Annotated in this window: 23 protein-coding genes and 1 other annotated feature; of the genes, 16 read left to right on the top strand and 7 right to left on the bottom strand. The window is 40.0% G+C overall.

The features are described 5' to 3' along the window. Positions 1-16 precede the first annotated feature (16 nt). On the bottom strand, positions 17-883 hold the full coding sequence (locus B7E07_RS05100; protein WP_080844349.1) for a C39 family peptidase: 867 nt from the start codon (positions 881-883) through the stop codon (positions 17-19). A 227-nt stretch (positions 884-1,110) separates the two neighbouring features. Next, positions 1,111-1,623 carry a gamma carbonic anhydrase gene (locus B7E07_RS05105; RefSeq protein ID WP_080844350.1) on the bottom strand — a complete coding sequence of 171 codons (513 nt, stop codon included), beginning with the start codon at positions 1,621-1,623 and terminating at the stop codon, positions 1,111-1,113. Positions 1,624-1,784: 161 nt separating this feature from the next. On the opposite strand from B7E07_RS05105, the gene B7E07_RS05110 reads away from it, so the two are divergent. Together B7E07_RS05110 and B7E07_RS05115 are read left to right on the top strand one after the other, a co-directional pair. Next, entirely contained in the window at positions 1,785-2,591 is an 807-nt protein-coding gene (locus B7E07_RS05110; RefSeq protein ID WP_080844351.1) for an alpha/beta hydrolase, read from the top strand. A gap of 29 nt (positions 2,592-2,620) precedes the next feature. Then, positions 2,621-3,721: a tetraprenyl-beta-curcumene synthase family protein gene (locus B7E07_RS05115; RefSeq protein WP_080844352.1), complete on the top strand. Its 1,101-nt coding sequence runs from the start codon at positions 2,621-2,623 to the stop codon at positions 3,719-3,721. 62 nt (positions 3,722-3,783) lie between these two features. Here the strand turns inward: B7E07_RS05115 and B7E07_RS05120 are convergent, their stop codons facing one another. Then, positions 3,784-4,368 (bottom strand): tRNA 5-(aminomethyl)-2-thiouridylate-methyltransferase MnmM, encoded by a 585-nt coding sequence (locus tag B7E07_RS05120; protein ID WP_080844353.1) that lies wholly within the window; start codon positions 4,366-4,368, stop codon positions 3,784-3,786. Then, a complete protein-coding gene (locus B7E07_RS05125; protein ID WP_080844354.1) occupies positions 4,365-5,330 on the bottom strand; it encodes a tRNA modification radical SAM protein MnmL/YtqA in 966 nt (321 codons plus the stop codon). Before B7E07_RS05125 ends, B7E07_RS05120 begins: the two co-directional genes overlap by 4 nt. Before the next feature lie 347 nt (positions 5,331-5,677). On the opposite strand from B7E07_RS05125, the gene B7E07_RS05130 reads away from it, so the two are divergent. The 11 genes from B7E07_RS05130 (at position 5,678) to B7E07_RS05185 (ending at position 15,320) form a co-directional block, all read left to right on the top strand. Beyond that, positions 5,678-5,941 (top strand): YtzC family protein, encoded by a 264-nt coding sequence (locus B7E07_RS05130; RefSeq protein ID WP_080844355.1) that lies wholly within the window; start codon positions 5,678-5,680, stop codon positions 5,939-5,941. Between the two features lie 13 nt (positions 5,942-5,954). Next, the gene (locus B7E07_RS05135) at positions 5,955-6,137 is read left to right on the top strand and encodes a glycogen biosynthesis protein GlgD (protein ID WP_080844356.1); all 183 of its coding nucleotides are present in this window, start codon (positions 5,955-5,957) and stop codon (positions 6,135-6,137) included. Between the two features lie 418 nt (positions 6,138-6,555). After that, positions 6,556-7,284, top strand: coding sequence for a MurR/RpiR family transcriptional regulator (locus B7E07_RS05140; protein ID WP_080844357.1), 729 nt, complete (start codon positions 6,556-6,558; stop codon positions 7,282-7,284). A gap of 123 nt (positions 7,285-7,407) precedes the next feature. Beyond that, positions 7,408-8,883 (top strand): glycoside hydrolase family 1 protein, encoded by a 1,476-nt coding sequence (locus B7E07_RS05145; protein WP_080844358.1) that lies wholly within the window; start codon positions 7,408-7,410, stop codon positions 8,881-8,883. Next, entirely contained in the window at positions 8,880-9,188 is a 309-nt protein-coding gene (locus B7E07_RS05150) for a PTS sugar transporter subunit IIB (RefSeq protein WP_080844359.1), read from the top strand. The genes B7E07_RS05145 and B7E07_RS05150 overlap by 4 nt, the downstream gene beginning before the upstream one ends. Positions 9,189-9,212: 24 nt before the next feature. After that, positions 9,213-10,559, top strand: coding sequence for a PTS sugar transporter subunit IIC (locus B7E07_RS05155; RefSeq protein ID WP_080844360.1), 1,347 nt, complete (start codon positions 9,213-9,215; stop codon positions 10,557-10,559). Positions 10,560-10,633: 74 nt separating this feature from the next. Further along, complete coding sequence (locus B7E07_RS05160) at positions 10,634-10,867, top strand: hypothetical protein (RefSeq protein WP_080844361.1); 234 nt, start codon at positions 10,634-10,636, stop codon at positions 10,865-10,867. A gap of 14 nt (positions 10,868-10,881) precedes the next feature. Next, positions 10,882-11,793 carry an ROK family protein gene (locus B7E07_RS05165; protein ID WP_218970400.1) on the top strand — a complete coding sequence of 304 codons (912 nt, stop codon included), beginning with the start codon at positions 10,882-10,884 and terminating at the stop codon, positions 11,791-11,793. Continuing rightward, complete coding sequence (locus tag B7E07_RS05170; protein WP_066442941.1) at positions 11,781-12,092, top strand: PTS lactose/cellobiose transporter subunit IIA; 312 nt, start codon at positions 11,781-11,783, stop codon at positions 12,090-12,092. Before B7E07_RS05165 ends, B7E07_RS05170 begins: the two co-directional genes overlap by 13 nt. Before the next feature lie 12 nt (positions 12,093-12,104). Continuing rightward, the gene (locus B7E07_RS05175) at positions 12,105-13,433 is read left to right on the top strand and encodes a 6-phospho-beta-glucosidase (protein WP_080844363.1); all 1,329 of its coding nucleotides are present in this window, start codon (positions 12,105-12,107) and stop codon (positions 13,431-13,433) included. Between the two features lie 708 nt (positions 13,434-14,141). Then, positions 14,142-15,320, top strand: a complete 1,179-nt coding sequence (locus tag B7E07_RS05185) for an MDR family MFS transporter (protein WP_080844365.1) — start codon at positions 14,142-14,144, stop codon at positions 15,318-15,320. Between the two features lie 80 nt (positions 15,321-15,400). Here B7E07_RS05185 and B7E07_RS05190 read toward each other — a convergent pair whose 3' ends face one another. Next, positions 15,401-15,736, bottom strand: a complete 336-nt coding sequence (locus B7E07_RS05190) for a hypothetical protein (protein ID WP_080844366.1) — start codon at positions 15,734-15,736, stop codon at positions 15,401-15,403. 256 nt (positions 15,737-15,992) lie between these two features. Further along, positions 15,993-16,220: a binding site (T-box leader), on the top strand. A 198-nt stretch (positions 16,221-16,418) separates the two neighbouring features. On the opposite strand from B7E07_RS05190, the gene leuS reads away from it, so the two are divergent. Both leuS and B7E07_RS05200 read left to right on the top strand, forming a co-directional pair. Continuing rightward, positions 16,419-18,836, top strand: a complete 2,418-nt coding sequence (gene leuS / locus B7E07_RS05195; protein ID WP_080844367.1) for a leucine--tRNA ligase — start codon at positions 16,419-16,421, stop codon at positions 18,834-18,836. A gap of 213 nt (positions 18,837-19,049) precedes the next feature. Further along, complete coding sequence (locus tag B7E07_RS05200; protein ID WP_080844368.1) at positions 19,050-19,349, top strand: rhodanese-like domain-containing protein; 300 nt, start codon at positions 19,050-19,052, stop codon at positions 19,347-19,349. A 44-nt stretch (positions 19,350-19,393) separates the two neighbouring features. On the opposite strand, the gene yedF is transcribed toward B7E07_RS05200, so the two are convergent. Then, positions 19,394-19,621: a sulfurtransferase-like selenium metabolism protein YedF gene (yedF, locus tag B7E07_RS05205; protein WP_080844369.1), complete on the bottom strand. Its 228-nt coding sequence runs from the start codon at positions 19,619-19,621 to the stop codon at positions 19,394-19,396. Continuing rightward, positions 19,618-20,820, bottom strand: coding sequence for a selenium metabolism membrane protein YedE/FdhT (yedE, locus tag B7E07_RS05210; RefSeq protein ID WP_080844370.1), 1,203 nt, complete (start codon positions 20,818-20,820; stop codon positions 19,618-19,620). Before yedE ends, yedF begins: the two co-directional genes overlap by 4 nt. A gap of 238 nt (positions 20,821-21,058) precedes the next feature. Here yedE and B7E07_RS05215 point away from each other — a divergent pair, with 238 nt between their 5' ends. Then, entirely contained in the window at positions 21,059-21,241 is a 183-nt protein-coding gene (locus B7E07_RS05215) for a sporulation protein Cse60 (RefSeq protein WP_080844371.1), read from the top strand. Positions 21,242-21,251: the final 10 nt, after the last annotated feature.

Raw genomic sequence — 21,251 nt, forward strand, 5'->3', positions numbered from 1 at the left:
ATGCCCAGGCTTTTCGTTATTCCGATAGATACGTAATTGCTTGGCTGCCCATTTGAACCCATGCTTCTGCAAATGAATCTAGGGGCGCTTTTTTATTTTTTTCACCTGTTAGCGGGTCGTTAAAATAGACATATGATTGATCGTAGCCTGTTAAAAGAACAGAGTGCTCTTTATAGGTAATATCAATTTTTCCGCTCGGTGTCTGCCAAGTTTCAAACATATTTTTAGGAAGCTTTTGATACGTTGTATTAGTGATCACCCATACAGGGCGATGATCGGATAAATGGACTTTCAGATCTTCGAAGTCAGACCCTGTAATATCCATAATTCTTCCGGGCAAATACTGTTCGGCTAATTTTTTTATTGGTTTATGATATACACCATAACCAGGATTGTCGTATGAATACATATCACCGACAAATCCATCATTTGGATGACCAAAAGAAATATGTCCGTTTTTATTTATATATGGAACATCCGTTTTTGCCACTTCTTTTGCCAGAGTAAGCTTGTCTGCTTTTACTCCAGCATGAGAAAGCAGCATGGCGAGACTAGTAACCTCGCAGCCGCGCGGGAGCTGGGGAAACTGGCTGAGCGCAGCCACATCAATTAATATTTTCTCTTTCAATTTAATGATTAATGGTTCTTCTTCCTCAGTTTCTATTGTTGAAGAAGACTGTACAGGTCCATCGAGCCAATCTCTGAAATTTTCCATCGCCAAAACAATTTTTTGCTTGCCAGAAAGAGAGGAAATAACCGTTGCAGCGATTAGAAAAAGCAGAAATAGAGATGGTTTATATAAACGTGAATGGGACCTTTTTGCCAGTAGGACAAGAATGCTCATCATGGTCAGAATAAGCAAAGATCCAATCAATAAACCCATTCCGCATCACCGCCTTTTAAAACAATCCTTTTAAAGCTATCTTTATTTATTATCGGTTTATTTCAATAAATGTGAACACAATCACACAATTAAGTAGGGATATATTTGCAAAATTTGGGGTAACTATAGGATACAGTTTCTTTATTCATAAGTAAGAAACCTTGAGAGCATTTGCCTTCAAGGCTTAATGTTTTTTTTGAAACAAACACAGCCTTGGAGATAGCACGTTATTTTTTCAAGGATTTATAGTATTGTCCTTTTTCAGCATATTCTCTAGAGATGCGCTCCATATCTTTTAGGTCATCTTCGTTTAGTTCACGTATGACTTTTGCTGGTCTTCCAAAAGCTAGAGTATTAGGCGGGATCACTTTTCCTTGAGGTACAAGGCTGCCTGCCCCTATAAATGCACCTTCGCCAATTTCAGCATCATCTAAAATAATAGAACCCATTCCAATTAAAGCTTTTTTTCGGATTTTACAGCTATGAAGAATGACACTGTGTCCAATTGTGGCATCATCTTCAATGATTAATGGACGTCTTGGACTTTGGTGCAATACAGAGTTGTCCTGAATATTAACACGTTTGCCGATAATGGTCGGAGAAACATCTCCGCGAATGACTGAATTGAACCAAATGCTGGAGTATTCGTCTATGCTCACGTCACCCGTAACAATAGTGTTATTTGCCAAATAGACTGTTTCATGAATGTTTGGGTGTTTTTCTTGATAAGGATAGATCATTATTAGACCTGCCTTTCGTTTATATGTCTTGCTCCTATTTTATCACAATGATTGAAATGAGACTGCATGAAGACTATACTGCGTAAAAGTTAAATCGTGAAGTGAAAAAGCTTCTAGGCTATAATAGTAATGAAAAGAAGTAGTCCGGGGAGGAATTGCAGATGTGGAAATGGGAAGCTGAAGGAGATGCAAAAGCTGTTATTGTGATGATTCATGGAGCAATGGAACATCATGGCCGTTATGGCTGGTTAATAGAAAAATGGCGCATGTCCGGTTTTCATGTCATCATGGGAGATCTGCCTGGACAAGGACTAACGACTAGATCGGGAAGAGGGCATATCACCTCCTTCGATGAATATATAAAAGAAGTAGAACAATGGGTTGATGCTGCTTATCAATTTGATTTGCCTGTTTTTCTATTAGGACATAGTATGGGCGGTCTTATTGCCATTCGGCTGATCCAAGAACAAAAAACGGATTTAGCAGGAATTATATTATCTTCACCTTCTTTAGGCTTGGTTCGCCAAACACCAAAAATGCTGCAGCTTGCATCTCTTGTTCTAAATAAGGTATTTCCTAGAATGATGGTTTCTTCAGGGATTACAGTTGAAATGGCAACAAGTAATCCTGACGTCAGAGAAGCTGACCTAAATGACTCTTTATATTTACAAAGGGTTTCAGTCAGATGGTATAGAGAATTTGTCTTAGCCATGAAGACAGCCTTCGAAAAAATTGAAAAGACCCAAGATATCCCTCTTCTCCTTATGCAGGGTGGAGATGACCGGATTGTCAATAAAACCGTTGTAAGAGATTGGTTTAACAAGGCTCCATTATCTGAGCAGCGTTTTAAAGAATGGCCAAGCTATTATCATGAGATTTTTAATGAAGAAGGCAGAGAAGAAGTATTTGAATACGCAAAAGACTTTGTGGAAAGTCAGCTGAAAGCGATCGGTTATATTATTGAATGACGATTTATTAGGAAAGGGGGTAAAGCTTCATGAGTGTTCCTTCCATGCCAATTAGTTTAATGACCAAAGTATATAGAAGAATCTTTCCTGTTGTACACGCTGAACTTAAGCAGTGGCGAATACGAGCAGAAGAAATTCCTAACCAGGAATTACGTAAGCAGGCCTTAGCGAGTATCGATAGCAAAACGTTCCATTGTGAGGGTGGATCCATCATGGCATTGATTGCTATGGAGAATTATAAAGATGCCATTCAATTTATCGTCGCCTATCAAACCATTAGTGATTACTTGGATAATTTATGTGATCGCAGTACATCACTTGATCCTGCTGACTTTTCTGCGTTGCATGAAGCAATGGAGGATGCTTTAAGCTTACACTCTGCTCCCAGGAATCGATACTATCGCTTTCGAGAAGACCAAAACGATGGCGGGTATTTAGAAGCTCTAGTTGCTTCTTGCAGAGAAACATTAAGCAAACTGCAGAATTATAATATGATTCAAAAACATTTGCTTGAATTAAGCAGATTTTATTGTGATTTGCAAATACATAAACATGTGACACCGGACGAACGGGTCCCGCGGCTCCAAAAATGGCATAGCCAAAATAAAGAGCAAATTCCAAACATGGAATGGTATGAGTTTTCAGCCTGCTCGGGCTCTACATTGGGGATTTTCTGTCTCGTATCTTATGCACTGAGAGAAGATTTTCTTCCGCAGTATGCTGATCATATACGTGAAGGGTATTTTCCATATATCCAAGGGCTTCATATTCTGCTTGATTACCTCATTGATCAGGAGGAAGATCGGGCAGGAGGAGATTTAAACTTTTGTTTTTACTATGAAAGTGAACAAATGCTTTTTAATCGTTTGAGGCATTTTGTTCAAGAGGCAGACAAGCAGACAAGCCTGCTTCCGCACAGCAGGTTTCATCATCTTATTAATAGAGGCCTGCTTGGTGTGTATTTGTCTGATGACAAGGTTCGAAAGCATACAAGTATTAAGAGAGTAGCAAAAAATATGATAAAAACAGGCGGAATGGTAAGCTATTTCTTTTATTGGAATGGAAGGATCTATCGAACATTGCAAAAGTGGCTGCCGCTTCATCATTTAAAACCTGTGCGGAATGAATAAGATAAATATCCTTGCATCAAAAGAGGCAATCCAATTAAACGGATTGCCTTAAATTATGAGGATTAGCTTAATTGATTTTTCTTTTCGATGGCTACAATAAATGGCGGCTGGTTCTTTTGATTTAAAAATTGATACAGCAGGACATTGGCCCTTGCTTGATCAATTTGTTTCACATAACGCATTAAATAATCACGCTCTACGGCTCCTTCAGGGTGTCCATGATAAATCACCAGAACAATGATCCCTTCAGGAGCAAGCATATCAAGCAGCTGCTCGATGGCGCTAATAGTAGTATCTGGCCGAGTGACGATCGATTTATCTCCACCTGGCAAGTAACCGAGATTAAAGACTGCGCCAGTAACCTTTCCGTAGTGGATAGGCGGGATGCAGCTGGAAAGGTTCTCATGCCCGCTATGGAACAGAGTAACACGATCAGCCAGATCATGCTGTGTCAGCTGTGACTTTGTGGAGAACAAAGCTTCATCCTGTATATCAAATCCATACACCCTTCCTGTTTCACCAACTAATCGTGCTAAAAATAAGGTATCATGTCCATTACCTAATGTGGCATCAATGGCAATATCCCCAGGTGAAATGGCTTGCTCCAGCAATGTCCTCGCGAAAGGCAGCACTCGTTCAAGCTTCATACTTTTACCTCCAGGTTAACAGGCTGATAAAATTTACCCTGCCAGCTATTTCTTCGTTTCAATTCAGCATCAATCGCATTTAATACCGACCATTTGTTTACACTCCACATGGGTCCAACCATCAAGTCAATCGGACCATCACCCGTAATGCGATGTACAATCATTTCCGCTGGTAAAATCTCTAATTGATCACATACTAAGCTTACATAATCGTCTTGGCTTAAAAACTTCAGTAACCCTTTTTCATATTGTTTAACCATGGGAGTTCCCTTTAACAGATGAAGTAAGTGGATTTTTATTCCTTGTACATCTAATTTGGCAACTTCCTGGGCTGTTTGCATCATCATTTCAGTTGATTCAAGCGGCAGACCATTGATGATATGCGAACAGACACGGATGCCATGCTTTCTTAGCTTTTCTACACCTTCCACATAACAGGCAAAGTCGTGAGCACGATTAATAATGGAAGCCGTTTTTTCATGAACCGTTTGCAGTCCAAGCTCAACCCATAGATACGTTCTTTCATTCAGCTCTGCCAAATATTCAACAACATCGTCTGGAAGGCAGTCGGGTCGTGTAGCAATGGAAAGGCCGACAACTCCTTCTTCTTGGAGAACCCGCTCGTACATATCCCTTAGAACAGCAACTGGTGCATGAGTATTCGTAAATGCCTGAAAATAAGCAAGGTATTTGCCGTCTTTCCATTTATGATGCATTTTCGTTTTTATATCGTGAAATTGCTTTGAGAGATCATCTGCCCGATTACCGGCAAAATCACCTGACCCGGCAGCACTGCAGAAGGTGCAGCCTCCAAATGCCACAGTGCCATCACGGTTAGGGCAATCAAACCCTCCATCTAAGGCAATTTTAAACACTTTATGTCCAAATTCATTTCGTAAATGATAGTTCCATGTATGATACCTTTTATCATCAGCAGCAAATGGAAATGGATTTCCATTCATATAAAGAATACCTCCTAATGCTGAGCGGATTGATTCATAAAAACTGGAGCAATCCAACAACGTTCTCCCAAACCAAAATCGTTTCAGCAAACTGCATTTTGTACAAACATAAGAATAATCTTATCATGAAGCAAACGGGTTATCCAATGCAATTGGAAGCAACTTTACAAGAAAACTGGCCAATTCGGCGGCCCACCCGAAAAAGGCATACTAGTTAGTATGCCGCTGAAATCATTTGCTTAATGCTAATTTATACTTTTTGAAAGTGTAAGTAAGAAGTCATGATATTGCACACAATAACGAGTGAAGCTAATGCTTCAGAGCGATGACTAGAGGAGGAGAATAGAATGGCAACTCGAGAATCTGTTGATACACTCCTGCAGCAATGTGAGGATGCAATTCGTTTTGCAGGCGATCAGCTCCAGGATGGACGTCTTCAGGAGCATTACAACGATGATGGATATTCAAATGCCCTTGAAGCGCTTGAAAATGCCTATAATGACTTAAGCCAGCTGGCTCATAGTGCAAATTCACAGCAGCGGGAACAGCTGCACCGCATGAGATTGCAGCTGCAGCAATTGCAAAACAAAATGATTATAAATCCCCACTAAGAGGTGAATAAAGATGGTCAAAAAACGCTCAAAACAAAATAACCCAGAACAAAAAACACGCAACGGCATCAATAATGCTGATTTAGAGCTTGGCCGTGATTTTGATATCATAAAACAATCAAAGAAAAACTACGAAAAAACAGGCGGGCAGCCAGTAAAATCGAAATTTCACCCGGAGCCTGAACAGTCGAGATAACGACTATATAACGTATGCGTGGAAAGGATCCTTCTGATGAAGGATCCTTTTCTTTTTGCTTTCTTTTTTTATGATTGGCTCTTTTCTAAAAGATTGTTGTTTTTGGATAAGTTTTCTATTTTCTAAAAGATTAGTTGATGGGAGCAGAAGGTGCGAGACTTCTGCGGGAGAAGGGGGACAGGTGAGACCCCGCAGGAGCGTAAGTGACGAGGAGGCTCAGCGCCAACCCGCGGAAAGAGAGCATCTGGAGCGGAAATCAACTTCTGCTCATTTAAGTTCACAGCAACAATGTTTACGAAAACAGCCTTATGATTAAAGGATTATAGATATAAAAATAGAATATAAAGGCAACCGCGCAGTATTTCCCTTATTGATGAAGGAAGAGTATACAAGTGTAAAAGATGAAAGGAGGATCCCTATGTTTTCAAACAAAATCATATCATCTTTCAACGAAATGGAATGTTCATTATACAAATATGTGATAGCAAATGCTGAAAAGGTCAGCTATATGAGGATTAGAGAATTGGCTGATGAGACCCATGTATCAACCTCTTCTATATTACGTTTTTGCAGAAAGCTGGATTGTGAGGGGTTTTCAGAATTTAAAGTCAAACTAAAGCTTTATATCGCGAAGAATCAGCCAGAAGAGTTAAAAAGCACCCAGCATGCCCTATCAGAGTTTGTTGAACGGACATTAAAAGGCAACTTTGAGGCTTATATTAAAGAAACGGCTTCCTTTATTTCTAAAGCAGAAAGTGTGATTTTCTTAGGTATTGGCAGCTCCGGAATAATGGCGGAATATGGATCACGCTATTTGTCTAGTCTTGGAAAGTTTTCTCTTTACATAAAAGATCCATTCTTCCCTATTCATTCAAAGTATTCAAATGACAGTGTCACCATTGCCCTCAGTGTTTCAGGAGAGACAATGGAGATCATTGATTTAATTAAGAAATTAAAAGAAGAAGGCAGTACGATCGTAAGCATTACTAATCATAAAGATTGCACAATTGCCAGAATCTCAGATTTAAACATTTCCTATTATGTTACAGAGGAATATCGCAGCAAATCGAATATAACCACACAAATTCCAGTGGTTTATTTACTTGAAACAATTGCAAAGGAAATTTATAAACAGGCAAATAGTTAAGAAACATCCTGTTCCATTTTTGTAACAAGTAACAATATATGATACAAAATACAAATTTTAAAATTTGTATTTACTCTTAAAATGAAAGCGTATACAATATTATATATAGAAAGAGGTGATTAAATGATCCATACAACTAAAAAACCTTTTCCAAGCAATTTTTTATGGGGCTCTGCATCAGCTGCTTATCAAGTTGAAGGTGCCTGGAATGCAGATGGCAAAGGACCTTCTGTCTGGGATATCTATACTAAGCTTGAAGGAACAACGTATGAGGGAACCAATGGTGACGTAGCGGTCGATCATTATTACCGTTACAAGGAAGATGTTGCTTTAATGGCAGAAATGGGTTTAAAAGCGTACAGATTCTCAGTTTCTTGGAGCCGTATATATCCAGAAGGATCAGGAGAGGTGAATGAGGCTGGTTTACAGTTTTATGATGATTTAATAAATGAACTGATTCAGCATGGGATTGAACCGATTTTAACGGTATATCATTGGGATGTTCCACAGGCACTTATGGATCGATATGGCGCATGGGAATCCAGAGAAATTATTGAAGACTTTAATGAGTATTGTATAACTCTATACAAAAGGTTCGGAGACAGAGTGAAGTATTGGGTGACATTAAATGAACAAAATGTATTTATTGGCTTAGGCTATCGCACTGGACTTCATCCTCCTGGAGTTAAGGATAATAAAAGAATGTATGAAGCAAATCATATTGCCAACCTTGCTAATGCGAAAGCGATTCAATCTTTTAGAAGGTATGTACCTGACGGAAAAGTAGGTCCGAGTTTTGCATTTGGTCCAACATATCCATACTCATGTCATCCAGATCATATTCTTGCCTATGAGAATGCAGAGGATCTGAATAATCATTGGTGGCTGGATGTCTACTGCAGGGGAACGTATCCAAAGGTTAGTATGAAGTATTTGCAAGAGGCAGGTGAAGCGCCAACGATAATGGATGGTGATATGGAGCTGCTTGCCTACGGAAGGCCAGACTTTATTGGTGTGAATTATTACCGTTCAGGCACCGTAGAGATGAACCCGATAGACGGCATTGGACTAGGGAGAATGAATACAACAGGAAAAAAAGGCACTACAGAAGAAAGTGGAGTGCCTGGGTTATATAAATCGAAAAGAAATCCTCATCTTGAAGCAACAAATTGGGATTGGGAAATTGACCCTGAAGGACTGCGCATCGGTCTTAGAAGGCTGACAAGCCGGTATGGACTGCCGATTTTAATTACCGAAAACGGTCTCGGTGAGTATGACACGCTGTTAGAAGGGGAATACGTCTTAGATGATTATCGGATTGACTATATAAAAGCACATGTGGAAGCCTGCCAAAATGCAATTAGCGATGGTGTGGACCTGCTGGGATATTGCACGTGGTCCTTTACAGATATTTTAAGCTGGCTGAATGGCTATAAGAAAAGATATGGCTTTGTGTATGTGAATCGTGATGAGCATAGTGAAAGAGATCTGCGCCGTATTAAAAAGAAAAGCTTTTATTGGTATAAACAAGTAATAGAGACGAATGGAAGTAAATTACAGAATATTCCGTCAAAAATATTGAAGGAGGAACATCAATGAAAAAAATATTATTAGTTTGTGCAGCTGGAATGTCCACCAGTTTGCTGGTTAACAAAATGAATGAAGCAGCCAGCGGCAAGGGTGTTGAAATAGATATCGTTGCTCTGCCTGTATCTGAATGTGAAAAAGCAGCAGCAGAGGTAGATGTTGTTCTGCTTGGTCCTCAGGTCAGGTATCAGAAATCTCAGGTGGACGCTATGGTAGGAGGGAGGGTACCGGTTGAAGTAATTGATATGAGAGCTTATGGAACCATGAATGGAGGAGCAGTACTTGAAAGAGCCTTGGAGCTGATAGATGGAAAATAAAAAAGAATATAGGGGGTAAAAATCATGGGATTCATGGATCGCTTTGAACGTGTGATGGAGAAGGCGCTTGTGCCAGTAGCAGCAAAACTGAACTCGCAGCGTCATATTGTGGCCATTCGGGATGCATTTATATTGGCATTTCCGATCACGCTTGCTGGATCATTAATTGTTCTTTTAAACTTTGCGGTGCTTGCACCTGATGGCTTTATTGCTAAAATGCTATTTTTGCATAAATTATTTCCTAATCTGGCAGATTTTCAGCAGGTTTTTGCACCTGTTTTAAATGGTTCAACTAGTATTCTATCTATTTTCATCGTCTTTCTGATAGCGAGGAATATAGCAATTGCTTTAAAGGCGGATGATTTATTGTGTGGACTGACGGCTTTATCTGTATTTTTTATTGTATATCCTGAATATATCATCGTGGATGGTGCGAGCCTGCTATCTACCCAATGGGTAGGTGCTCAAGGGTTATTCGTGGCAATGCTGATAGGATTGCTCGTTGGAGAAGTTTTCAGCAAGCTGTCAAAATGGAAGCGCCTGCAGATTAAAATGCCTGCTTCTGTGCCTCCAGCTATTTCAAGATCGTTTTTAGTATTATTCCCGATTGTACTTATAACCATTATGTTTACAATTGGAAACGCAATCATTTTGGCAATATTCCCAGATGGCATTCATCAATTAATTTACACATTAATTCAAACGCCATTGAAGGATTTGGGTACAAATATCGTCTCCTTAGTCATTTTAGCAATTGTCTCTAACTTGCTTTGGGTATTCGGGATTCATGGACCAAATACCATTGCTGCTATACGTGAAGGGATGTTTGCAGAAGCCGGTCTTGAAAATCTGGAGTTTGTTGCAGCAAACGGAACAGCATGGGGAGCTCCTTACCCTGTTACATGGGCGATAAATGATGCGTTTGCCAACTACGGCGGATCAGGGATGACGCTAGGGTTAATTATAGCCATCTTTATTGCTTCAAGAAGGAAAGACTATCGGGATATCGGAAAGCTTTCCATCGCTCCAGGTCTATTCAATATTAATGAACCGATCATTTTCGGGCTGCCGGTAGTATTGAATCCAATCTTAATTGTGCCATTTATCCTTGTGCCTGCCATTAATATCATCATCGGATATATAGCCATAACGACAGAGCTCATACCGCCGATCGCGTATTCGGTACCATGGACCACACCTGGACCGCTGATCGCCTTCTTTGGTACAGGAGGCAACTGGCTAGCACTAATTTTAGGATTTGTGTGCTTAGCAATTTCTACACTTATTTACCTGCCATTTGTTATTGCGGCAAATAAAGCAGCGAATGCTCAGAAATCAGTAGAAACAGATTCTAAAAATGTATCAATGTAATTTTCGGTAAATGATGGTGCTCTCGCCATTATCAGATGGCGGGAGCATTAAGGATATATAGGAAGGAGAGAACGATGGAAACCTATAATGTGCAAATGAACTGTGGGCAAATCTCGTATATTTGTGATTTTTTCAAAGCTTATCAGGATGATCAAGTTAAGACCGATCTGCAATCCTCTAATAGGGTCCAAGCGGTTTTTTCTGTTTCAACCGAACTAAAGAAGGATGACACAGAAAGACATTTGAAACAAGTATTCAAAGAGTCGAAGTTTGGTCCAGGGCTATATTATTCAATCAAGGTGCTGTAGAAGGAGTGATGGTTTTGTATGCAGCGTTTGATATAGGCGGTACAGAAGTAAAATATGCAAAGCTTTCAGAGAATGGTGATTTTCTTCATAGAGGAAGTTTCGCTACGGAAAGAGACAATGGTCAATTGATTTTAGATCACATGCTAGACGTGATTGCACAATATCAGAATTTAAAAGGAATTGCCATTAGTGCACCTGGATTTGTGAATGCTTACACAGGTTTTATAGAAAAAGGCGGAGCCATAACCGATTTTGATGGTTTTAATATGAAGGACTATTTAGAAGACAAAACGGGCATCGCAGTCAGCGTTGAAAATGATGTAAATTGTGCAGCACTTGCAGAGAAATGGAAGGGAAAAGCAGAAAACCTTGAACATTTCCTTTGTTTAACGATCGGTACTGGTATAGGCGGTGCAATTGTACTTGGAAATAAACTGTATCGAGGATCATCATTTGCTGCTGGAGAATTCGGCTATATGATTACCCATGGCATGCAGGAGAACTCGTTGGATAAAAGTACATTAAGTTCAACAGCTTCTGTGTATGGTTTAAGAAAAAGATATGCTGCCCAAAAAGGGATTTCAGTGAAGGACATTACAGGGGTGAAAATTTTTGAAGCAGCAGATCAAGGCGATCAGACTGCGATAAATGAGATTGAATCTTTTTACGATCATTTATCAACAGGTCTTTACAATTTATATTTTATGTTGAACCCCGAAAAGATCTTAATCGGCGGAGGGATCAGTTCACGTACAGAGTTATTGGATGAAATCCGTCAAAGAGTCTGTAAACTGAATGACTATATCGATGAAAATGTCATTGATATTTGTCATTTTAAAAATGAAGCAGGATTAATTGGTGCTTTATATCACCATCTAGAACAATATAAAACTGAAAAAAAGGATGAGACTGTATGGAAGGGTTAGAAGCTGCAGCGTTTCAAATTATCAGTAATGTCGGAACAGCAAAAAGTCTGATTATGGAGGCGCTCTTTGCTGCACGAGCAGGGAATTACCAGGAAGCAGAGGAGAAATTAACAGAATCCAAGCAATATATGAATGAAGGGCATCACGCTCATATGGATCTGATTCAACAGGAAGCATCGGGAGAAAAACTGCCATTTTCTCTGCTGCTGATGCATGCAGAGGACCAAATGATGAGTGCAGAAACGATCAGGGATTTAGTTTCAGAAATGATTCTTATGTATAAGGAAATGCGAAGCTAAGGAGGAGTTATCTTGAAAAAAGGAATTAAAATCGTAACGATTGGCGGAGGTTCAAGCTACACACCAGAGCTTATTGAAGGCTTTATTAAAAGATATGATGAACTGCCGGTAAGAGAGTTGTGGCTTGTTGATATTGAAAAAGGAAAAGAGAAGCTTAATATTGTCGGAAACTTAGCAAAAAGAATGGTAGAAAAAGCCGGTCTGCCGATTGACATTCACTTAACATTAGATCGTCGTGAAGCTTTAAAGGATGCAGACTTTGTCACCACCCAATTTAGGGTAGGGCTTTTGGAGGCTAGAGCAAAAGATGAGCGCATTCCTCTTAAATATGATGTCATCGGACAGGAAACCAATGGTCCTGGTGGCTTATTTAAAGGGCTGCGCACGATTCCAGTCGTGTTAGATATTTGCCGCGATATGGAAGAACTTTGTCCAAACGCCTGGCTTGTGAACTTTACCAATCCAGCGGGCATGGTGACAGAAGCAGTTCTTCGTTACAGCAATATTAAGAGAGTAGTAGGGCTGTGCAACGTTCCGATTGGGATGCGCATGGGCATAGCAAAGGCCATTGGGGTTGAGCCAGAGCGCGTTCAAGTAGATTTTGCAGGCTTGAATCACATGGTGTTTGGGCTGGATGTTTTTGTTGATGGAAAAAGTGTACTAGATGAAGTCATCGCTGCCCTCGGCAACCCAGAGAATGAGATGACTATGAAGAATATTGCCGGATTTGCATGGGATGCCGATTTTATTAAAGGTATGGGTGTCATTCCTTGCGGCTATCACCGCTATTACTACAAAACCGATGAAATGCTTCAGGAAGAAAAGGAAGCATCGTTTGAAAAAGGAACGAGAGCTGAAGTTGTTCAAAAGCTAGAAGCTGAGCTGTTTGAGCTCTATAAAAATCCAGATCTGTCTATCAAACCGCCTCAGCTGGAAAAGCGGGGCGGAGCTTACTACAGTGATGCAGCATGCAGTCTCATCAACTCGATTTATAATGATAAACGTGATATTCAGCCAGTCAACACCCGAAACAATGGTGCCATCGCCAGCATTCCAGATGATTCTGCGATTGAAATCAACTGTGTCATTACAAAAGAGGGGCCAAAACCGATTGGAATTGGTGATCTGCCAGTGCCAGTCAGAGGACTTGTTCAGCAGATAAAATCGTTTGAAAGAGTTGCTGCAGAAGCAGCTGTTACAGGAAATTACCATACAGCTTTAGTGGCAATGACCATCAATCCGTTAGTGCCATCAGATACGATTGCGAAGAAAATCCTTGATGAAATGCTCGAGGCACACAAGGACGACCTGCCTCAGTTTTTTTCGGGGATTAAATCTTAATATTGATTTGGTAAGGGCTTGAAGCAAAGGATGTAGATGCTTCAGGCTTTTTTTTGTGTGTTCTTTGGATTGTTCTTTGGGGAGAGGGAACCTTCTGAATTGGGAATATAGTGTCGTGATTTAGGAGATTTGTGACTTTTGAATACTGGATAATAGGAATTTTTGTCTCGTTTTCCGTGGTGATAGTGACTGTGTATTCCAAAAGATAGAAACAAGTGTGTTGTTTCATGAGTAATCACACCTTGGAAGTCTAAAATTTGGAAAACAGTTGCGCGCTACAGAGTTAAACACACCACGAAAGTCCAATAATTGGAAAACGTTGTCCTGATACCGAATTAAACACACCTCATAAGTCAAAGAATAGGAAAGCAGAGTCGCGGCTACCGGTTTAATCACACCTCATAAGCCCAAAAAACTGGAATCCAGTGTCACGTTTCCTTATTAATTCTTGATTTTATAGTCGAATAACTGAAATTAACTGGTCAAGTTGTCTCCCTAATTACCACTTCATTATTCAAGATCTAGAAAAAAATTTTAGTCAGTGTCCATAAAACGTCCAAGGTGTCTTCCTTTTTCTTGTAAAATTCCGAAAATAATGTAAGTAATAAAACCTATTGCAATACATATTAAAAAGACATAGAATTACTTTGGAATTCGAAATATAGCACGGTTTTTAATGAACATTTTATTGTATAAAGGGGGTTGCTTATGCCTCGGGTAGTATGGCTTTTGGTCATCGGAATGGCTGTGAATGTAACCGGTTCTTCTTTTTTATGGCCATTGAATACGATTTACATTCATGATCAGCTTGGTAAGTCTCTCTCAGTTGCTGGACTTGTGCTTATGTTAAATGCTGGTGCAAGTGTGGTCGGCAATCTTATCGGCGGAACGCTCTTTGATAAGATCGGCGGCTTTAAGTCTGTTCTTCTCGGAATAGGTATTACCGTTACGGCGTTAACAGGCCTATCCTTCTGGAATGATTTCTTTGCATATGTTGTCTTTTTAACGATTGTTGGATTTGGCTCGGGAATTGTATTTCCATCCATGTACGCAATGGCAGGGTCTGTGTGGAAGGAAGGCGGTCGAAAAGCGTTTAATGCTATTTATATAGCGCAAAATGCAGGTGTTGCGATTGGTTCTGCTTTAGGCGGACTTGTAGCGTCCTTTTCATTTGATTTAATATTTGCGGCCAATACGTTTATGTATATTATTTTCTTATGTATTGCAGTGTTCGGCTATAAAGGCATTAAAGCTGAAAATACACAATCCTCTGTAATCGCTGAAAGTGGAGCGATAAAGAATCATACGAAACTATATGCTCTTCTAACATTATGTATAGGCTATTTACTTTGCTGGGTGGGGTATGTGCAGTGGCAATCGACCATCTCAACATATACGCAGGAACTCAATATATCTTTAAGTCATTACAGTTTACTATGGACAGTAAATGGTGCTCTTATTGTGCTAGGGCAGCCGCTTATCAGTCCACTTGTTAAAAGAATCAACTCCTTAAAACTTCAAATAAATATTGGAATTATCATATTTATTGTGTCATTTGCTGTAGCCGCTGTTGCTCAGGAGTTTTCAGCATTTATGGCATCCATGGTGATTTTAACGATTGGTGAAATGCTGATCTGGCCTGCTGTTCCTACAATCGCCAATTCTCTTGCTCCAAAAGGCAGAGAAGGCTTCTACCAGGGAATTGTTAACAGCACTGCAACTGGCGGACGCATGATTGGCCCTCTCCTTGGCGGTTTGTTAGTGGACTTCTATGGTATATCCATGTTATTCATGGTGTTAATTGGGCTGCTTATCGTGTCGATCTTTACAACGCTAATATATGACAGGAAGCTGAAGGAAAATAAACAGCTTGCCCATGCATCATAAATGAAAAAAAGGACGCGGAATGATTATTCATTCCCGTCCTTTTTTGTATTCCATACATTTTTAACTTAATGATAAACCCATTAAACAGCTGAAGATTGACCTTCTATCAAAATTGTATGATGAAAAAAGCTTTTTAATAGTATCCAGCGTGCTGGGTACATTTTGATAAATGGCTGAATCGCTTCATATGAATGTACTAATAAATAGTCTAAAGGCTGTCTAGTTTGCTGAACATCATATAAAAGTGCGTGTGGGATAGTGTAATACGGATTGAGTTGATAAGGGTTTAATGTTTTTTCGTTTAAACGCTGTATTTTCATATAATTTGTTAGGCAATTGATCTGCAATTGTTTGCTTTCTGCCTTTGATAAACTTTGAATACTAAGATTTTCGTTGACTAGCATAATCGCATTCATATAGAATCACATCCTCACTACATGTTTGGCCTAAAATCTAGCCTGATATACGTTTGTGAGGTGAAGAGCGCAAAATTTTTATTAGCAAAAATTACTTTAATCTTTGCTCGTGCTGTTTCTAATACGCTCCATTACTAATGCTCTAACAGCAGTCACACTCTTAATCAGCAATGCATATCCTATGTACTATCTTTCTTCTGGAAAAGCCCGCTTGCATCCTGGCGGGAAATAAATTACAATGTCAATATATTTATATTGAACTGCTATGATGAGGAATAGTAATGATCGCATGCCTTGACCTATAGAGAGCTGACGGGTGGTGAAAGTCAGCCAGGCACATCATGAACTCGCCTTTTGAGCAGCAAGCATGAACTTTCAGTAATGCTTGCCGTATTCCGCGTTAAGGATGAATGAAGCGGGTGACTTTGTCACTAATGTGGGTGGTACCGCGGGAGTAATAATACATATATCTCTCGTCCCTTATTTTTAAGGGACGGGAGTTTTTTATTTTCCGCTGTTTTTCTAATTCGTATGTTTGAAAAACAGCTAATTGGAGCGAATAGCGCAAGACGCCAGTGACAGAAGCTCACCACCGTCCCGTGGAAAGCGAGTACCCTGAAGCGGAAATAACTATTTTTTGTTTTTATAGTTAGCAGTCATTATGATTTAGGAGGAAACAGACATGAACTTCAATCATCAGGAGATTGAAAAAAAGTGGCAGCAATATTGGGAAGAAAACAAAACATTTAAAACAAGTGAAGAAGAAGGCAAGCGTAAATTTTATGCGTTGGATATGTTCCCATATCCATCAGGCGCCGGCTTGCATGTTGGGCATCCAGAAGGATACACAGCTACAGATATCCTTTCTCGTATGAAAAGAATGCAAGGTTATAATGTGCTCCACCCAATGGGCTGGGACGCATTCGGATTGCCAGCAGAGCAATATGCCATTGATACGGGAAATGACCCGGCAGAATTTACTGAAAAAAATATCAATACATTTCGTCGTCAAATTAAGGCACTCGGCTTTTCTTATGACTGGGATCGCGAAATAAATACAACAGATCCTGATTACTATAAATGGACTCAATGGATTTTTATTAAGCTCTATGAAAAAGGGTTAGCTTACATCGATGAAGTAGCTGTAAACTGGTGCCCAGCACTAGGCACTGTTCTAGCCAATGAAGAAGTAATTGATGGGAAAAGTGAGCGCGGCGGTCATCCTGTTGAACGCAGACCGATGCGCCAATGGGTATTAAAAATTACGGAATATGCTGATCGCCTTCTTGACGATCTAGATGAGCTGGATTGGCCTGAAAGTCTAAAAGATATGCAGCGAAATTGGATTGGCCGTTCAGAAGGTGCTGAGGTGACTTTCAGCATTGATGGTCATGACGATACATTTACTGTGTTTACAACACGCCCTGATACACTATTTGGTGCAACATATGCCGTTTTAGCACCTGAACATGCATTAGTTGATTCAATTACAACAGAAGCTCAAAAAGCTGAAGTTCAGGCATATATTGAAAAAATTAAATCAAAGAGTGATCTTGAGCGTACGGATTTAGCGAAAGAGAAAACAGGTGTCTTTACTGGTGCTTATGCGGTCAACCCGGCAAGCGGAGAAAAAATGCCAATCTGGATCGCGGATTATGTTCTTGTCAGCTACGGAACTGGTGCGATCATGGCAGTACCTGCGCATGATGAGCGGGATTACGAATTCGCACAAGCGTTTGAATTGCCGATTGTAGAAGTTGTGGCAGGCGGAGATGTCAGCAAGGAAGCATATACTGGCGATGGCGAGCATGTGAACTCTGATTTCCTAAATGGTCTTAACAAAGAAGAAGCGATTACCAAAATGATTGCATGGCTTGAAGAAAAAGAGATTGGCACGAAGAAAATTACTTACCGCTTGCGTGATTGGCTGTTCAGCCGCCAGCGCTACTGGGGCGAGCCAATTCCAATTATCCATTGGGAAGATGGCACAATGACAGCTGTGCCGGAAGAAGAGCTTCCGCTAATTCTGCCAAAAACAACAGAAATCAAGCCGTCAGGAACAGGTGAATCACCGCTTGCTAATATTGAAGACTGGTTAAATGTTGAGGATCCTGCAACAGGCAAAAAGGGCAGACGTGAAACAAATACAATGCCGCAATGGGCAGGCAGCAGCTGGTACTACCTTCGTTATATCGATCCGAAAAATAGCGAAAAAATTGCTGATCCTGAAAAAATTAAAAAATGGCTTCCAGTTGATATTTATATCGGCGGTGTGGAGCATGCCGTGCTTCACTTGTTATATGCAAGATTTTGGCACAAGGTTTTATATGATATTGGAGTAGTGCATACAAAAGAGCCGTTCCAAAAACTATTCAACCAAGGGATGATTCTTGGCGATAATAATGAAAAAATGAGTAAATCAAAAGGAAATGTTGTTAATCCGGATGATATCATTTCAAGTCATGGAGCAGATACACTGCGTCTATACGAAATGTTTATGGGCCCGCTGGAAGCATCGATCGCTTGGTCAACAAATGGTCTTGATGGAGCAAGAAGATTCCTTGACCGTATCTGGCGCTTATTCATTGAGGAGAATGGTCAGCTATCCTCCCGCATTAAAGGGAATGAAGAAGGCGGAGAGCTTGAAAAGGTATACCATCAGACTGTTAAAAAGGTAACTGAGGACTTTGAAGGGCTGCGCTTTAACACAGCTATCTCGCAAATGATGGTCTTCATCAATGATGCATACAAATCAGAAAATCTGCCAGTGGGCTATGCAGAGGGCTTTGTTAAAATGCTTTCTCCAATTGCTCCTCATATTGCAGAAGAACTTTGGGCGAAGCTGGGTCATAGCGGAACGGTTACGTATGAGTCTTGGCCGGCATTTGATGAAGCAAAACTGACAGACGATGAAGTAGAAATCGTTGTACAAGTGAATGGAAAAGTAAAAGCGAAGCTAATGGTTCCAGCAGATGCTCAAAAAGACATCCTTGAGCAAATAGCAATGGATGATGACAAGGTCAAAGAGCAAATTGAAGGAAAAACAGTTAGAAAAGTGATTGCTGTTCCTGGAAAATTAGTGAATATCGTTGCAAATTAATAAAAAACATTCCCTGATTGCTTTTTCAGGGAATGTTTTTTACACTATCAGTATTATAAATGAGCAGCACGGATGAATTTCGGCGCTGTGGCTCATTTAGAAATGTAGTATAAGTGCAACTAAGCCTCTGGCTGTGCCTTGCAGGCTTGCCAGTCGGTAAGTTTTCCTTACTATAGGAATAGTGAAATCGGCAATAGAAAGGATGTATGTGATATGATTCCAGAAATCACAACAGAAGAATTAGAACAAAAGCTGAAAGCTGGCGAAAAGCTTGAACTCATTGATGTGCGTGAGGATGAAGAGGTTGCCGGGGGAATGATTCCTGGCGCAAAACATATTCGTATGGGGACAATTCCTGAACATCTTGATCAGTTTGACAAAGAAAAGGAATATATCTTTATCTGCCGTTCTGGTGGCCGAAGCGCCAATGTTTGTCATTATCTGCAGGACCAAGGCTACAAGGTCGTCAACATGAAAGGCGGCATGCTTGACTGGAGCGGGGAAACTGAATAAATAAAACAAAGCACCCAAGCGAATTGGGTGCTTATTTATTGGCTTTAAGCAATAATTAAAAAATATAAATCCTGACCATTTTTATAAGGTTCTTCAGCAAGAGTGTAGCCATGCTTTACGACTTCTTCTGGTACATTTTTAAAGGCAGGCGGGCAATCAGCAATTACCTGAAGAACTTCTCCCTTACTCATGCCTTCGAGTGCCTCAAGAGAATAGATAACAGGATATGGACAAGGCTCTCCTCTTAAATCTAGCGTATAATCAATTTTCATGCGATATTCTCCTTTCTTTTTTTAAATCCAGTTCCGAATCGGTAATTTTTCTCCCAAAAGACAGCGATCATATACCATGAAATCAGCATTAGCAACGTAAGTATTAACGCCAAAAATGCTCCAAATGTATCCATTAAGTTGATTGGAGTTCCCATTTTTACAAAAGTATTATAAATGCCAAGGTGATCCCAGCCGAATGAAAGCAGCGTAACGCCTATGATGTTGCCTGCAAATACAAAAAGATACAGTACTTGACCTTCCATAACTCTATACATCATGCCTGTCTCACAGCCGCCAGCCAAAACAATGCCTAATCCAAAAAGGATTCCTCCAATAACAGTGCTTGGTGCGGCTATTTTTATAATAGGTTCAAGTCCGTAAATTAAGATCACTGCAAACGTGGCAATTGTACTAATAGCAATGCCAAATGTAATGGCTTTTGCCATTGTTGCCCTTCCGCTCACCCAAAGATCACGGAAAGCAGAGGTAAAGCAGATTTGACCTCTTTCAATTAACATGCCAAATGCTGCGCCAAAAATGGCTGCATTTCCAAGCATCGGCTTACCAGTGAGGAAAAAAAATACAATCATTCCTATATAAATAAGACCAACAAGTACTCCGAAATAAGGCTGCTTTGATTTTTTTAGTTTTTTCACAGGTGGTGGCGCCCCTTTTGTGAGTGCTGGTTTGCCTTTCCACCACTTTGTTTTTACAATTTTAAAACCAAAGAAAGTCCCAATTGCAGTGGCCGCCATGAAAATCCATGAGTGGAAGGAGAACTGCGGCACACCTGTAAAGAAGGCAGCCAAGTTACAGCCGAGTGCCAGCCGTGCACCAAATCCAGCTATAATTCCGCCAACTAATCCCTGTACTAATCTTCTCTTTTGCTTCGGTATTCTAATTTTAAAATTGCTGCTTAGTAATATAGTTATAAAGGCTCCGATGAACATCCCCCAAACTATCCAGCCGTCTGTTCTTTCAAAAGTAGAACCTTCCATTCCGACGAGATCAAAATAAGCCCAGCCAGAAATATCTATCCCGATAAATTCGAGGATATGACCTCCTAATCTAGTAAACTCTCCTGTTACCGCCCAGACTGTTCCAGTTATGCCAAAATAAGCAGCAGACAGAATGCCAGTTATGCCAATGGCCCAATAAGGATTCCAATAGCTCTTTGTTAATCTTTTTATTGTTGACATTCAAGAACTCCTTTCAGGATACCTTCTCTGCATAGCAGAGGCTAAGAACAGCATCCTTCATTGTCTTTATAAGAAGTGCATTTAATTCTTATATGGTAATTCTAGTAATGCAAGTTAGATAGCAATGTTAATTATAGTACAATCCATGATCTCTGAAAGTGATAAATGTTAAACAATAGAATAATAAGATTGAATTGTGTCCATAATGAGAAAAAAAAGCAAATGAGGGAGAGTACAAGTGATTAAAGTAAAACTATTTGATCATGAACATGAAAAGGATTTAGAGGTTGAAATGAATAAGTTCTTAGAGAAGATGGATGAAAAAAAGCTGCTCGATATAAAGTATAATGTGGCGGCTGTTCAAGAGGAAGAGGATGAACAAATCTATTGTTTTTCAGCAATGGTTATTTATAAGGCCTAATGAATAATTC

Source organism: Cytobacillus gottheilii (genome assembly GCF_900166665.1).
Lineage (GTDB): Bacteria > Bacillota > Bacilli > Bacillales > Cytobacillaceae > Cytobacillus > Cytobacillus gottheilii_A.